We start from the raw sequence: 13,094 nt of genomic DNA, 5'->3' as shown, positions 1-13,094 counted from the left end.
CAAACACCAATCAGGGAGAAAACACCTCATGGCCCAGAATCCCTTCCCCCTCGGCAAGGACGAGCTGCTGAAGGCCTACCGCACCATGCGGACGATCCGCGAGTTCGAGGAGCGGCTGCACGTCGATTTCGCCAAGGGCGACATCCCCGGCTTCGTCCACCTCTATGCCGGCGAGGAGGCCTGCGCCACCGGCATCATGATGCATCTGAACGACAACGACCGCATCGCCTCCACCCACCGCGGCCACGGCCACTGCATCGCCAAGGGCGTCGACGTCCACGCGATGATGGCGGAGATCTACGGCCGCAGCACCGGCGCCTGCCGGGGCAAGGGCGGATCGATGCACATCGCCGACCTGTCCAAGGGCATGATGGGCGCCAACGGCATCCTCGGCGCCGGGGCGCCGCTGATCTGCGGGGCGGCGCTGGCGGCCAAGGTGCGCGGCGACCGTGGCGTCGGCATCACCTTCGTCGGCGACGGCGCGTCGAACCAGGGCACCTTCCTGGAAAGCCTGAACCTCGCTGCGGTGTGGAACCTGCCGGTGGTCTTCGTGGTGGAGAACAACGGCTATGCCGAATCCACGGCGATGGAATGGGCGGTGTCCTGCGACAGCTATGTCGACCGCGCCACCGGCTTCGGCATGCCGGGCGTCACGGTGGACGGCACCGACTTCTTCGCGGTGTACGAGGCGGCCGGCGAGATCATCCGCCGCGCCCGCGACGGCGGCGGCCCGGCCCTGCTGGAATGCAACATGGTCCGCTTCTACGGCCATTTCGAAGGCGACGCCCAGACCTACCGCGCCAAGGGCGAGCTGGAGGCGATCCGCGCGTCCCGCGACTGCCTGACCATCCTGTCGGAACGGGTGGTCGAGGCCGGGGTGATCGGCCGCGACGAGTTGCAGGCCATCGACCGCGAGGTCAACGCGCTGATCGAGGACGCCACGCGCGCCGCCAAGGCCGCCCCGCTGCCGGCGCCGGAAGACCTGCTGCGCGACGTCTACGTCGCCTACTGAGCCAACCCCAATCCAATAGACGCGAAACGCGCGGAGGAAACACATGTCCCGCAAGATCAGCATGAAGCAGGCGATCAACGAGGCCCTGGATCTGGAGATGCGCCGCGACCCCACCGTCATCGTCATGGGCGAGGACATCGTCGGCGGCACCGGCGCCCAGGGCGAGGACGACGCCTGGGGCGGCGTGCTGGGCGTCACCAAGGGGCTGTATGCCAAGCATGGCGACCGGCTGATGGACACGCCGCTGTCGGAATCCGCCTATATCGGCGCCGCCGTCGGCGCCGCCGCCTGCGGGCTGCGCCCGGTGGCGGAGCTGATGTTCCTCGACTTCATGGGCGTCTGCTTCGACCAGATCTTCAACCAGGCCGCCAAGTTCCGCTACATGTTCGGTGGCAAGGCGGAGACGCCGGTGGTGATCCGCGGCATGGTCGGCGCCGGCTTCCGTGCCGCCGCCCAGCATTCGCAGATGCTCACCCCGCTGTTCACCCACATTCCCGGCCTGAAGGTGGTCTGCCCCAGCAACGCCTATGACGCCAAGGGGTTGCTGATCCAGTCGATCCGCGACAACGATCCCGTGATCTTCTGCGAGCACAAGAACCTCTACGGCCTGGAATGCGAGGTTCCGGCCGAGAGCTACGCCATCCCCTTCGGCGAGGCGAACGTGCTGCGCGACGGCGACGACGTGACCATCGTCAGCTACGGCCTGACCGTCCACCGCGCGATGGAAGCCGCGGCGACGCTGGCGAAGGACGGCACCGAGGCCGAGGTGATCGATTTGCGCACCCTGTCGCCCATCGACTGGGACACCATCGTCGAGAGCGTCGAGCGCACCGGCCGTCTGGTGGTGGTGGACGAGGCGCATCCGCGCTGCAACCTCGCCACCGACATCGCCGCCTTCGTCGGCCAGAACGCCTTCGGCGCGCTGAAGGCCGGCATCCAGATGGTGACGGCGCCGCACACCCCGGTGCCCTTCGCGCCCTCGCTGGAGGATCTGTACGTTCCCAGCGCCGACAGCATCGCCAGCGCCGTGAAGCGCACCCTGTCGCCAAAGGGCGCGTCGCCGCGCATCGCGGCGTAACAGACCGGCCTCACGCCACACAGCACGCACGAGCTGCCCCGCTCCCTCATTTCCGCCTGCGCGGGAGTGACGGGAGGGGTGCGCGCCAAGCAAAAAAGCATTCCCAGGAGACCGAGTTCCATGTTGAACGAGCGCATCAAGCCCATCGTCATGCCGAAATGGGGCCTGTCCATGTCGGAGGGCAAGGTCACCGGCTGGCTGAAGCAGCCGGGATCCACCATCTCCATCGGCGATGAGCTGCTGGAGGTCGAGACCGACAAGATCACCAACGTGGTCGAGGCGGGCGAGACCGGCGTGCTGCGCCGCGTGCTGGGCGAGCCCGGCACAATCTATCCGGTCAAGGCGCTGATCGCCGTGCTGGCCGACCCCGATGTGCCCGACGACGACATCGACGCCTTCATCAGCGCCTATGCCGTCCCGGCCAGCGAAGACGACGGCGAGGCGGAGGCCGGCCCGCAATACCACACCGCCGACACTCCCGCCGGCACCATCCGCTACGCCAAACGGGGCGAGGCCGGGCCGACCGTCCTGCTGGTCCATGGCTTCGGCGGCGACCTCGACAACTGGCTGTTCACCATCGACGCGCTGGCGGAGAAGGCCATCGTCTACGCGCTCGACCTGCCCGGCCACGGCCAGTCGAACAAGCAGATCGCCGACCCCAGCCTGTCCGGCCTGTCGAAGGCGGTGCTGGACTTCCTCGATGCGGTCGGGGTGGAGCGTGCCCATTTCGTCGGCCATTCGATGGGCGGTGCGGTGTCGATGCGCACGGCGCTCGACGCGCCGGGCCGGGTGGCGTCGCTGTCGCTGATCGCGTCGGCCGGCCTCGGCGAGCAGATCGACCACGGCTACATCCAGGGTTTCGTCGGTGCGACATCGCGCCGCGACCTGAAACCGGTCCTGGAGACGCTGTTCGCCGACCGTGGCCTTGTCAGCCGCCAGATGGTTGACGACCTGCTGAAGTACAAGCGGCTGGACGGCGTGGACGAGGCGCTGCGGGCGCTGTCGGCCTCGCTGTTCGCAGACGGCCGGCAGGCCAGCGTGCTCGCCTCCGGCATCGCGGATGCCAGGACGCCGACGCTGGTGGTGTGGGGCGAGGAGGATCGCGTCATCCCCGCCGGCCACGCCCAGGCGCTGGCGAACACGGCCCAGGTCGCCGTCCTCCCCGGCGCCGGCCACATGGTGCAGATGGAGGCGGCCGGCAAAGTGAACGCGCTGCTGAAGGACCACATCGCCAAGGCGGAGTGAGGAGGTCAGCCCCCTTCCCGCCCCTTATCCCCGGTTCCCGACCCCCTCGCCACCGGCGCGCAGGCTGTCCGCCAGCGCGCCGGCAGGAGACCGTTCATGCCCGATCTCAAGGACAAGTGCATCATCGTCACCGGCGCCGGCCGCGGCATCGGCGCCACCATCGCCAAGGCGCTGGCCGCCGACGGTGCCAGGCTGACCATCGCCGACCGCACCGAAGCCGACGCCCAGCAGGTCGCCGAAGCCATCCGTGCGGCCGGCGGCAGCGCCATCGCCGTCACCGTCGATGTCCGCGACCGCGCCGCCGTCCGCCGCATGATCGACGAGACGGTGAAGGCCCATGGCCGGCTCGACGTCCTCTTCAACAATGCCGGCATCGCCCAGACCAAGCCCTTCCTCGACATCACCGAGGACGATTGGCACACGGTCAACGACGTCAACGCGCTGGGCGTGCTGATCGGCATGCAGGAAGCGATCAAGACGTTCCGCAAACAGGGCGGCGGCGGCAAGATCGTCAACACCGCCTCCATCGCCGGCAAGCAGGGCTACGAGCCGCTGGCCCATTACTCGGCCAGCAAGTTCGCCGTGGTGGCCCTGACCCAGGCCGCCGCCCGCGGCTTCGGCAAGGACGGCATCACCGCCAACGCCATCTGTCCCGGCGTGGTGGCGACCGAGATGTGGAAGATCATCGACCAGGGCTTCCGCGACACCGGCATCACCAAGTCGGAGAACGAGGCCTTTGACATGTTCGCCGCCGGCGCCGTGCTGGGCCGGCCATCGCGGCCCGACGATCTGGTCGGCGTCGCCCGCTTCCTCGCCTCGTCCGACAGCGACTTCATGACCGGCCAGTCCCTGCTGGTCGATGGCGGGATGGTCTTCGCCTGACCGTCCCGACCGCTCGCCGACAACAATAAATCCGGAGGAAAACACCATGAGTGCAACGTCGATGAAGGCCGCCGTCTGGCATGGCCGCAAGGACATCCGGGTCGAGGACGTGCCGCTGCCGGGCGCCCCGCCCGCCGGCTGGGTGCAGATCAAGGTGCATTGGTGCGGCATCTGCGGGTCCGACCTGCATGAGTATGTCGCCGGCCCGGTCTTCATCCCCGTCGACACCCCCCACCCGCTGACCGGCCTGAAGGGCCAGTGCATCCTCGGCCACGAGTTCAGCGGCGAGATCGCGACGCTGGGTGAGGGCGTGACCGGGTTCAGCGTCGGTGACCGGGTGGCGGCCGACGCCTGCCAGCATTGCGGCGAGTGCTATTACTGCAAGCACGGCATGTACAACATCTGCGAGAAGCTGGCCTTCACCGGCCTGATGAACAACGGCGCCTTCGCCAGCCTCGTCAACGTCCCGGCCGAACTGCTCTACAAGCTGCCCGACGGTTTCCCGACCGAGGCCGGCGCCCTGATCGAGCCGCTGGCGGTCGGCATGCATGCGGTGAAGAAGGCCGGCAGCATCGTCGGCGAGACCGTGGTGGTGGTCGGCGCCGGCACCATCGGCCTCTGCACCATCATGTGCGCGAAGGCGGCCGGCGCCGGCCGGATCATCGTCCTGGAGATGTCGGCCGCCCGCAAGGCCAAGGCGCTGGAGGTCGGCGCTTCCATCGTGCTCGACCCCAAGGAGTGCGACGCGGTGGCGGAGGTCAAGGCGCTGACCGGCGGTTACGGTGCCGACGTTTCGTTCGAATGCATTGGCCACCGCGACACCGCCAAGCTCGCCATCGACGTGATCCGCAAGGCCGGCAAGACGGTGCTGGTCGGTATCTTCGAGGAGCCCAGCGCCTTCAACTTCTTCGAGATCGTCGCCACCGAGAAGCAGATCATCGGCTCGCTGGCCTACAATGGCGAGTTCGCCGACGTCATCCGCTTCATCGCGGACGGCCGCATCGACGTGCAGCCGCTGATCACCGGCCGCATCACCCTGAGCGACATCGTCAGGGGCGGCTTCGAGGAACTGGTCGCCCACAAGGACCGCAACGTGAAGATCATCGTGCAGCCGCAAGCAGTGACCGCGGCAGCCGAACAGCCGGAGCTTGTCCACTGATGGCCCTGCCCGCGCTGCATGCACCCCGCCCGGAACACCGGGCCGAGAAGCCGGCCTGGCTCCGCGCCCGCGCCCCCGCCGGTGCGGCGTTCGAGGACACGCAGTCGCTCGTCCGCCGCCACGGCCTGAACACGGTCTGCGAGGAAGCGGCCTGCCCCAACATCGGCGAGTGCTGGAGCAAGCGGCACGCCACGGTGATGATCCTGGGCAGCGTGTGCACGCGGGCCTGCGCCTTTTGCAACGTCGCCACCGGCCGGCCGGACGCGCTCGATCTCCACGAGCCGGACCGGCTGGCCGAGGCGGTCGGCGAGCTTGGCCTCGCCCATGTCGTCATCACCTCGGTCGACCGCGACGATCTGCCGGACGGCGGTGCCGCGCAGTTCGCCCACTGCATCCGCCGCCTGCGCGAGACCGCGCCGGCCACGACGGTGGAGGTGCTGACCCCCGATTTCCGCAACAAGCCGGGGGCGGTGGAGGCGGTCGCCGATGCCCGGCCCGACGTCTACAACCACAATCTGGAGACCGTGCCGCGGCTCTATGCCGATGTGCGGCCGGGCGCACGCTATTACGGCTCGCTCCGCCTGTTGGAGCGGGTGAAGGAGCGCGACCCGGCCATTTTCACCAAGTCCGGCATCATGGTCGGGCTGGGCGAGGAGCCGGCGGAGGTGTTGCAGGTGATGGACGATCTGCGGGCGGCGGGCGTCGATTTCCTGACCATCGGCCAGTATCTCCGCCCCACCCCCACCCACCACCCGGTCGCCCGCCACGTCACGCCCGAGGAGTTCGAGCGCTACGGCACGCTGGCGCGGGCCAAGGGGTTCCTGATGGTGTCGGCCACGCCGCTGACCCGCTCCTCCCACCATGCCGGCCGCGACTTCGAGGAATTGCGGCGGCGGGCGGCGGCGAAGAGCTGAGCATCACAGCGCGGTCTTTGGCCCGACCGCGACCCCATCCGGCTGTGGCGGCTTCATCAGCTTGCAATCCTTGACGCAAAAGGTCTGCTGCTCGATTCGGCCGCCACAGGACTTGAAGCACTGATCGTAATCGGAAGAGCAGTAGAGATTGCTGGAGCAGCTGATTTCCCGTTCGAAATCGCTGAGGGTCTTCATCTTTTTCTTGTTGTAATCCTTGGGCAATGACTTGAGATAGGCACGATAATCCGCATGCGCACGGGTCAGCCCCTCAGCCCGGCAGGTTTGCAAGGCCAACTCTTTCGCCGATTCGCACATGGACTGCACCTGCCTGCACTGGGCTACGCACAGTTTCCCGGCCTCGCTGACCGGCAGAAAATAGTTCGTCGTCGTCTCGAAGCGTGGACTTGGGACGCAACCGGCCAACCCGGCCGCCAGCAGGCAGCCAAGCACAATAAAACGCGTCATCATAGTGAATGCCCCGCCGTGGATTACTTTCAATCGACACGAACAGGGCGCCGATACGAAATAATCCACGTCATAGGCCGATTTCGCGAGGAAGGCACCCAGTCCAGCGACGGGCCGCCCGAAACGCGATAAGCAGCAACAGGCTACAGCTTCCAGGCTTTATGGAAACCCGCGCTTAGGTCAAATGCTGCCGTTGCAGGTAGTCCTCGCTCTGCATCTCCATCAGGCGGCTGACCGTGCGCTCGAACTCGAAGGCGTGGGTGCCTTCCGGGTAGAGACGCTCGGGCGGTCCTTCCGCGGCGATGACGACGTTGACCTTGTGCTCGTACAGCGCGTCGATCAGCGTCATGAAGCGCTTGGCCTCGTTGCGCAGCTCGTCCTTCATCGTGGGCACATGGTCGATCAGCACCGTGTGGAAATGGGTGGCGATCGCCAGATAGTCGGCGGCCCCCAGCGGCTTGCCGCACAAATCCCAGAAATCGACCCAGGCCACGCATTTGGCGGCACGCGCGATGTCCACCCGCCGTCCCTGCACCGTGAGGCTGCAAGGCTCGCCCGCCGCACCGCCGGTCAGGTCGGAGAAGGCTTTCGCAAGGGCGGCATCCGAGGCCGGCCCCAGCGGGTGATGGTAGATCGGCACGCCCTTCAACCGGTCCAGCCGGTAGTCGGTCGGGCCGTCCAGCGACAGGATGTCGAGCTTTTCCTTCAACAGGGCGATGAAGGGCAGGAACAGCTCGCGCTGGAGACCGTCCTTGTACAGCATGTCGGGCGGCCAGTTGGAGGTCGCCACCACCACCACGCCCAGATCGAACAGGTTGGTGAACAGCCGGCCCAGGATCATCGCGTCGACGATGTTGGTGACGTGGAACTCGTCGAAGCAGAGCAGCCACGCCTCGTCGGCCAGCGCGCGGGCCAGTTCGGGCAGCGCCTCGTCCGGGCCATCACCCTTGCCTTTGCCGGATTGACGGTGGTCGTGGATGCGCTGGTGGATCTCCAGCATGAATTCGTGGAAATGGACGCGCCGCTTCTTGTCGACCGGGGCGGTCTCGTAGAACAGGTCCATCAGCATCGACTTGCCGCGGCCGACGCTGCCGTAGATGTACAGCCCCTGCGGTGCGGTGGAGGCGATGTCCGGCGGCGGCGGGGCGGCGCGGCGGCGGCCCAGACCGAAGCGCTCCAGCCACCCGCCCCCTGGCGGCCTGTCGTCGCCGATGGGCTGCGGCCGATAGCCCTTCAACGCCTGATACAGGCTTTGGAACTTCTCCGCCGCCAGTTCCTGGTCGGGATCGGGGCGAAGAGTGCCGCTGCCGCGGCGGGCGCGGTAGAGCGAAAGCGGTCCGTCGGTCATGGGAATATGCGCGATCCGGCTGCCAAGATGGCTCCTTACCTAACGGATGGCGCCGGCTACGGCAACCGCCGACGGGAGGGCGAACAGGGCATGGCAGAGCGGCGTCCACACGCAAAGCACGGGGCATGAACGGCGCGGCATCTGCGCGCAGTGGAAAGCCCCGCATTTCCGTCCGGTTACACTTTCTTTAAGGTGCCGGCGCGATTAGAGTGTGATCGCTTCAAGCGGTATCGCTTGAAACGTGAATCACACGGGAAATCAAAAACTTAGAGTCCGTCTGGTGCTTCGATAAGCACCAGACGGACTCTAGACAAGGCAGGCCGCCCGGCCGCAACCGCCACAGGAAATCACGACGCCGATGCCTGTTCCCGGGTCCGCCTCCTCGCCGCTCCCCCGCTCCACCGCCGGTCTGGCGGGGGCGTTGTGTGGCCGGCTGGGATCGATGCGCTTCCTGATGACCGCGTCCGGCCTCGCCTTCATCCTGGTGGTGAACACGCTGATCGGCTACGGCATCCTCCAGGGCCGGCGCGAGGCGCTGGACGCCGGGGAGCGGGCGACCCGCGATCTTGCCCGCATGCTGGAATCGCAGACGCTGCGGACCGCCTTCGCAGTGGACCAGCTGCTGCGCGACCTGTCCTTCGCGCTCGACACGCTTCCCGACGGCTCCCACCGCGGCAGCACGGCGATCCACGACCATTTGCGCCAGCGGCGCGACAATTTCGCCGAACTGGCCGATCTGGTGGTGGTCGACGGCGACGGACTAGCCCTCCATCATTCGGCCGAAGTGCCGCTGCCGGCGGCTCCGTTGTCAGACCGCGCCTATTTCACCGGGCCGCGTGACGGCGGCCAGGATCTGCATGTCAGCGCCGCCATCACCAGCCGGGTGCGGCCCGGCACGCAGATCATCCCGTTCAGCAGGCGCTGGCTGGATACCGACGGCGGCTTCCGCGGCGTGCTGGTCGCCATGGTCGATCCGACACGTCTGGCGGCGACACTGGAATCGCGGGATATCGACCGCAAGGGCAGCGTGATCCTGGCGCTGGGGGACGGCACCATCCTGCTGGAGCGGCCGCAGCGGCATGATGGAAATCAGGGCGGACCGGGCCGGCTGACCGACTGGCCGGCGGTGTGGAGTGCGCTTGCCACGCATGACGAGGCCACCATCCGCGATGCGGTCCCCGGACCTGGGGGCACCACCGACAGCCTGGTCAGCGTGCGGCGGGTGCAGGGCTATCCCTTCGTGATCGTCGCGACCCTGCCGGTGGCGGCGGCACTGGCCGAATGGCGGCGCGACACGGCGGCCTGGACCTCCATCGGCACGGTGATGACCATCGCCATCGCCCTGCTGACCGCCTTCGTCATCCGCCAGCATGCCCGGCGGGACGAGGATCAGGCCCGGCTGGCCCGCGCTTCCCGCCGGATCCGGGGCATCCTCGATTCCATGCTGGATGCGGTGGTGACCTTCGACACCGCCGGGCGCATCGTCACCTTCAACCGCGCGGCGGAGATGATGTTCGCCGTGCCGGAGCGCGAGATGATCGGCCAGCCGATCGAGGCGCTGATCCCCGACGGGCGCGGCGGCGCCAACGACCGCGACCTGACCGCCCTGCGCCGCGACGGCCATGCCTTTCCGGTCGGCTTCACCGTCAGCGATCTGCGGCTGGGCGGCGGGACCGGTGCGGTGCGTCCGGACGAACCGCGCATCCATGTCGGCGTCATCCGCGACATGACGCGGCGCAAGCAGCAGGAGGCGGAGCTGATCGCCTCCAAGACCCAGGCCGAACTGGCGAACCGGGCGAAGAGCGAATTCCTGGCCAACATGAGCCATGAGCTGCGCACGCCGCTGAATGCCATCATCGGTTTCGCCGAGGTGCTGGACAGCGAATTCTTCGGCACCGTCAACGAGCGGCAGAAGTCCTGCATCACCGATATCCACGACAGCGGCCGGCACCTGCTGGACATCGTCAACGCCGTGCTGGACATGTCGAAGCTGGAAGCCGGCCAGTTCGAGCTGTGCGAGGAGGCGGTGGAGGTGCATGAGGCGGTCGGCCAATGCCTGATGATGGTGCGCGACCGCGCAGCCTCCGGCGGGGTCGCCATCCACAACGAGGTGACGGCCGCCATCGCCACCCTGTGGGTCGACCGCCGCGCCTTCAAGCAGGTGATCCTGAACCTGCTGTCCAACGCGGTGAAATTCACGCCCGGCGGCGGCAGCATCACCATAACGGCCGGGATGGAGCAGGATCGCGGCTTCGCGCTGGCGGTCGCCGACACCGGGATCGGCATCCCGCCCGACTTCATGGCCGACCTGTTCCAGCCCTTCCGTCAGGCGGAGAACGCCACCAACCGCCGGTACGAGGGCACCGGGCTGGGCCTGTCGATCTCGAAGAACTTCGTCGACCTGCATGGCGGCACGCTGACCTGCCGCAGCACGCCGGGCGCCGGCACCACGATGACGGTGCGGCTGCCGGCCATGCGGGTGATCGAACAGCCCAGCCAAGTCGGCAGCCGCAACCCGGCTCCGGCGGCCTGAGGCGGTTTTACCTCAGGCGCGTTGCCGAGAAGCGCCGGGGCGGATTGACGAACTCGTCCTGCGCGGCGATCAGCTGAAGCTCGCGCGTGCCCATCCGCCGCGTCGTCTCGAAGATGGCGAAGATCGCCGCCGCCGCCTTTTCCAGCGCATCGGCCGGGTCGAACGCGGTCAGGTAATGGGCAAGGAACAGGGCCGCCACCGCGTCGCCCGACCCGTTGGGCGGCGGATCGAAGGTCAGGCGCGGCGTCGACACCAGCCAGGCGCCGTCGGCGCCATCCACCAGCATCTCGATGCTGTCGGGATCGGCATCGCTGCGGGTCAGGCTGGTGACCAGGACCAGCCGCGGCCCGCGGGCACGCAGTGCCGCGGTGGCGGCCAGCGCGTCGTCCAGCGTCGCCACCTTGCGGTCGGTCAGATATTCCAGCTCGAACTGGTTCGGCGTCATCAGGTCGGCGGCGGGAACCGCATGGTCGCGGATGAACTCCGGCAGGCCGGGCCGCACGAAGAAACCGCGGCCGACATCGCCCATCACCGGATCGCAGCAGTAGATCGCCTTGGGATTGGCGGCCTTCACCCGCGCCGCCGTCTCGACGATGACCTGCCCCAGCTCGACGGCGCCCATATAGCCGGACAACACCGCATCCTGGGCCGGCAGCACGCCGCGGGCGGCGATGCCGTCGACGATGTCGGCGATATGCTCCGCCGTGAAGACCTGCCCGGTCCAGGCGCCGTAGCCGGTGTGGTTGGAGAACTGGACGGTGTTCACCGCCGTGGCGTCGATCCCCAGCCGCTGCAGCGGAAACACCGCGGCGCGGTTGCCGACATAGCCATAGGCGACGTGCGATTGGATGGTGAGGACGCTTTTCATGGGAGAAGCGTAAGCGACGCTCCGCCGGGCGTAAAGCCGCCGACTCCGCGGCAACCGGCGGGGGGCGCGGCATGGCTGCCATGCGCCGGGCCTCGCGAACGGGAGTGCTGCGGCGGTGTGGCACACGGGTGTCGCCCCATGGACAGCACCCATGGACAGGATCGGGGCGCGCGGCTAAAGCTGGCCCCTTCCATCATCCGCAGTTCCGGGATACCGCCATGGCCACCACAGTCCGCCCCCGCCGCAGCGTGCTCTACATGCCGGGCTCGAACGCCCGCGCCCTGGAGAAGGGACGCAGCCTGCCGGCGGACGGGCTGATCCTGGATCTGGAGGATGCGGTCGCCCCGGATGCCAAGGCGGCGGCGCGCGACACCATCGCCGGCGCGCTGGCCGCCGGCGGCTATGGCGGGCGGGAGCTGATCGTCCGGGTCAACGGGCTGAACACGCCCTGGGGCTACGACGACCTGCGCATGGCCGCGGCCAGCGGCGCCGACGCCGTGCTGCTGCCGAAGGTGGAGAGCGCCGACGCGGTGCGGCAGGCCGAGGCGGTTCTGCGTGCCGCCGGGGCGCCGGCCGGACAGACCATCTGGTGCATGATGGAGACGCCGCTCGGCATCCTGAACGCCAAGGAGATCGCAGGATCCTCCCCCGCCGTAGGCGGGCTGGTGCTCGGCACCTCGGACCTCGCCAAGGATCTGCACGCCGCCCACACGGCGCAGCGGCTGCCGATGATCACCAGCCTGGGGCTGTGCCTGCTGGCGGCGCGGGCCTATGGGCTGGCGGTGCTGGACGGCGTGCATCTGGACCTGAACGACGACGACGGCTTCGCCGCCTCCTGCCGGCAGGGGCGCGACCTTGGCTTCGACGGCAAGACGCTGATCCACCCCAAGACGATTGCCGCCTGCAACGCCGCCTTCGCCCCCGACGCCGAGGAGATCGCCCAGGCCCACCGCATCATCGCAGCCCATGCGGAGGCGGCAGCCGCCGGCAAGGGCGTGGTGCTGGTCGACGGCAAGCTGGTGGAGACCCTGCATGTCGAGAACGCCCGCCGGCTGGTGACGCTGGCCGAGGCCATCGCGACGCTGGAAACAGCAGGTTGAGCATAAGTTTTTCCTGATTTTTCCCCGATTCCAACCTTCCCTTCCAAGTGGGGAGGTTGGATGGGGGGATCCGCAGCCGACAGATTACCTCGTATTGCTTGCCCTACCGACAATACCGGTTGCAGAAATTGTCTGTTATTTGGAACCAACACTCGGCTGTCCGGTTGTCGATTCAGCAAGGCACAGTCGGAGGTTGGTTATGGCCTCGAAAGAGAGCAATCGTACGTCGGGCCGCGGCTTCGCGTCGATGGACCCGGATCGGCAACGCCAGATCGCCAGCAAAGGCGGTGAAAGCGTACCGGCCGACAAACGCAGCTTTTCAAAGAATCCGGAACTCGCGGCGGAGGCGGGACGCAAGGGTGGGCGCAGCGTGCCCGCATCCTCGCGCAGCTTCTCCAAGAACCCGTCCCTGGCGGCCGAAGCCGGCCGCAAGGGTGGGCAGGCAAGCCATGGCGGCCGCACGGCCGACCGGCCGGCCGGAGGCGATTGA

Annotated in this window: 12 protein-coding genes; 9 read left to right on the top strand and 3 right to left on the bottom strand. The window is 68.0% G+C overall.

Annotated features, from left to right (window positions below; all coding sequences use genetic code 11):
* The first annotated feature begins 28 nt into the window (after nucleotides 1-28).
* The 6 genes from ABNQ39_RS02195 to lipA all read left to right on the top strand — a co-directional run bounded on the left by ABNQ39_RS02195 (nucleotide 29) and on the right by lipA (nucleotide 6,290).
* Nucleotides 29-1,012 carry a thiamine pyrophosphate-dependent dehydrogenase E1 component subunit alpha gene (locus tag ABNQ39_RS02195; protein ID WP_098740309.1) on the top strand — a complete coding sequence of 328 codons (984 nt, stop codon included), beginning with the start codon at nucleotides 29-31 and terminating at the stop codon, nucleotides 1,010-1,012.
* A gap of 43 nt (nucleotides 1,013-1,055) precedes the next feature.
* Nucleotides 1,056-2,090: an alpha-ketoacid dehydrogenase subunit beta gene (locus ABNQ39_RS02190; RefSeq protein WP_098740310.1), complete on the top strand. Its 1,035-nt coding sequence runs from the start codon at nucleotides 1,056-1,058 to the stop codon at nucleotides 2,088-2,090.
* A gap of 120 nt (nucleotides 2,091-2,210) precedes the next feature.
* Nucleotides 2,211-3,335, top strand: a complete 1,125-nt coding sequence (locus ABNQ39_RS02185) for an acetoin dehydrogenase dihydrolipoyllysine-residue acetyltransferase subunit (RefSeq protein WP_376958562.1) — start codon at nucleotides 2,211-2,213, stop codon at nucleotides 3,333-3,335.
* Nucleotides 3,336-3,431: 96 nt separating this feature from the next.
* Nucleotides 3,432-4,217 (top strand): SDR family NAD(P)-dependent oxidoreductase, encoded by a 786-nt coding sequence (locus ABNQ39_RS02180; RefSeq protein ID WP_376958560.1) that lies wholly within the window; start codon nucleotides 3,432-3,434, stop codon nucleotides 4,215-4,217.
* A gap of 46 nt (nucleotides 4,218-4,263) precedes the next feature.
* Entirely contained in the window at nucleotides 4,264-5,376 is a 1,113-nt protein-coding gene (locus tag ABNQ39_RS02175) for a 2,3-butanediol dehydrogenase (RefSeq protein ID WP_376958558.1), read from the top strand.
* Nucleotides 5,376-6,290 (top strand): lipoyl synthase, encoded by a 915-nt coding sequence (gene lipA, locus ABNQ39_RS02170; RefSeq protein ID WP_376958556.1) that lies wholly within the window; start codon nucleotides 5,376-5,378, stop codon nucleotides 6,288-6,290. Before ABNQ39_RS02175 ends, lipA begins: the two co-directional genes overlap by 1 nt.
* 3 nt (nucleotides 6,291-6,293) lie before the next feature.
* On the opposite strand, the gene ABNQ39_RS02165 is transcribed toward lipA, so the two are convergent.
* Together ABNQ39_RS02165 and zapE are read right to left on the bottom strand one after the other, a co-directional pair.
* Nucleotides 6,294-6,758, bottom strand: a complete 465-nt coding sequence (locus ABNQ39_RS02165; protein WP_376958554.1) for a hypothetical protein — start codon at nucleotides 6,756-6,758, stop codon at nucleotides 6,294-6,296.
* Nucleotides 6,759-6,930: 172 nt separating this feature from the next.
* Complete coding sequence (zapE, locus tag ABNQ39_RS02160) at nucleotides 6,931-8,103, bottom strand: cell division protein ZapE (RefSeq protein WP_376958552.1); 1,173 nt, start codon at nucleotides 8,101-8,103, stop codon at nucleotides 6,931-6,933.
* Between the two features lie 358 nt (nucleotides 8,104-8,461).
* Between zapE and ABNQ39_RS02155 the strand changes: the two genes are divergently transcribed.
* Nucleotides 8,462-10,636 carry an ATP-binding protein gene (locus ABNQ39_RS02155; protein ID WP_376958550.1) on the top strand — a complete coding sequence of 725 codons (2,175 nt, stop codon included), beginning with the start codon at nucleotides 8,462-8,464 and terminating at the stop codon, nucleotides 10,634-10,636.
* 7 nt (nucleotides 10,637-10,643) lie between these two features.
* Here ABNQ39_RS02155 and pdxY read toward each other — a convergent pair whose 3' ends face one another.
* Nucleotides 10,644-11,504 (bottom strand): pyridoxal kinase PdxY, encoded by an 861-nt coding sequence (gene pdxY / locus ABNQ39_RS02150; RefSeq protein ID WP_174471684.1) that lies wholly within the window; start codon nucleotides 11,502-11,504, stop codon nucleotides 10,644-10,646.
* Nucleotides 11,505-11,722: 218 nt separating this feature from the next.
* On the opposite strand from pdxY, the gene ABNQ39_RS02145 reads away from it, so the two are divergent.
* Both ABNQ39_RS02145 and ABNQ39_RS02140 read left to right on the top strand, forming a co-directional pair.
* Nucleotides 11,723-12,604, top strand: a complete 882-nt coding sequence (locus tag ABNQ39_RS02145) for an HpcH/HpaI aldolase/citrate lyase family protein (protein WP_376958548.1) — start codon at nucleotides 11,723-11,725, stop codon at nucleotides 12,602-12,604.
* 199 nt (nucleotides 12,605-12,803) lie between these two features.
* Nucleotides 12,804-13,094 carry a general stress protein gene (locus ABNQ39_RS02140; RefSeq protein ID WP_109050568.1) on the top strand — a complete coding sequence of 97 codons (291 nt, stop codon included), beginning with the start codon at nucleotides 12,804-12,806 and terminating at the stop codon, nucleotides 13,092-13,094.

Source organism: Azospirillum sp. A26 (assembly GCF_042604635.1).
In the GTDB taxonomy this organism is placed as follows: domain Bacteria; phylum Pseudomonadota; class Alphaproteobacteria; order Azospirillales; family Azospirillaceae; genus Azospirillum; species Azospirillum palustre.
Note: the sequence above shows the minus strand (reverse complement) of the source record. Positions and strands in the feature narration are given on the sequence as shown.

Coding starts and splice junctions, on each gene's coding strand:
- ABNQ39_RS02195 (WP_098740309.1), top strand. CDS start 29: ATGGCCCAGAATCCCTTCCCCCTCGGCAAGGACGAGCTGCTGAAGGCC.
- ABNQ39_RS02190 (WP_098740310.1), top strand. CDS start 1,056: ATGTCCCGCAAGATCAGCATGAAGCAGGCGATCAACGAGGCCCTGGAT.
- ABNQ39_RS02185 (WP_376958562.1), top strand. CDS start 2,211: ATGTTGAACGAGCGCATCAAGCCCATCGTCATGCCGAAATGGGGCCTG.
- ABNQ39_RS02180 (WP_376958560.1), top strand. CDS start 3,432: ATGCCCGATCTCAAGGACAAGTGCATCATCGTCACCGGCGCCGGCCGC.
- ABNQ39_RS02175 (WP_376958558.1), top strand. CDS start 4,264: ATGAGTGCAACGTCGATGAAGGCCGCCGTCTGGCATGGCCGCAAGGAC.
- lipA (WP_376958556.1), top strand. CDS start 5,376: ATGGCCCTGCCCGCGCTGCATGCACCCCGCCCGGAACACCGGGCCGAG.
- ABNQ39_RS02165 (WP_376958554.1), bottom strand. CDS start 6,758: ATGATGACGCGTTTTATTGTGCTTGGCTGCCTGCTGGCGGCCGGGTTG.
- zapE (WP_376958552.1), bottom strand. CDS start 8,103: ATGACCGACGGACCGCTTTCGCTCTACCGCGCCCGCCGCGGCAGCGGC.
- ABNQ39_RS02155 (WP_376958550.1), top strand. CDS start 8,462: ATGCCTGTTCCCGGGTCCGCCTCCTCGCCGCTCCCCCGCTCCACCGCC.
- pdxY (WP_174471684.1), bottom strand. CDS start 11,504: ATGAAAAGCGTCCTCACCATCCAATCGCACGTCGCCTATGGCTATGTC.
- ABNQ39_RS02145 (WP_376958548.1), top strand. CDS start 11,723: ATGGCCACCACAGTCCGCCCCCGCCGCAGCGTGCTCTACATGCCGGGC.
- ABNQ39_RS02140 (WP_109050568.1), top strand. CDS start 12,804: ATGGCCTCGAAAGAGAGCAATCGTACGTCGGGCCGCGGCTTCGCGTCG.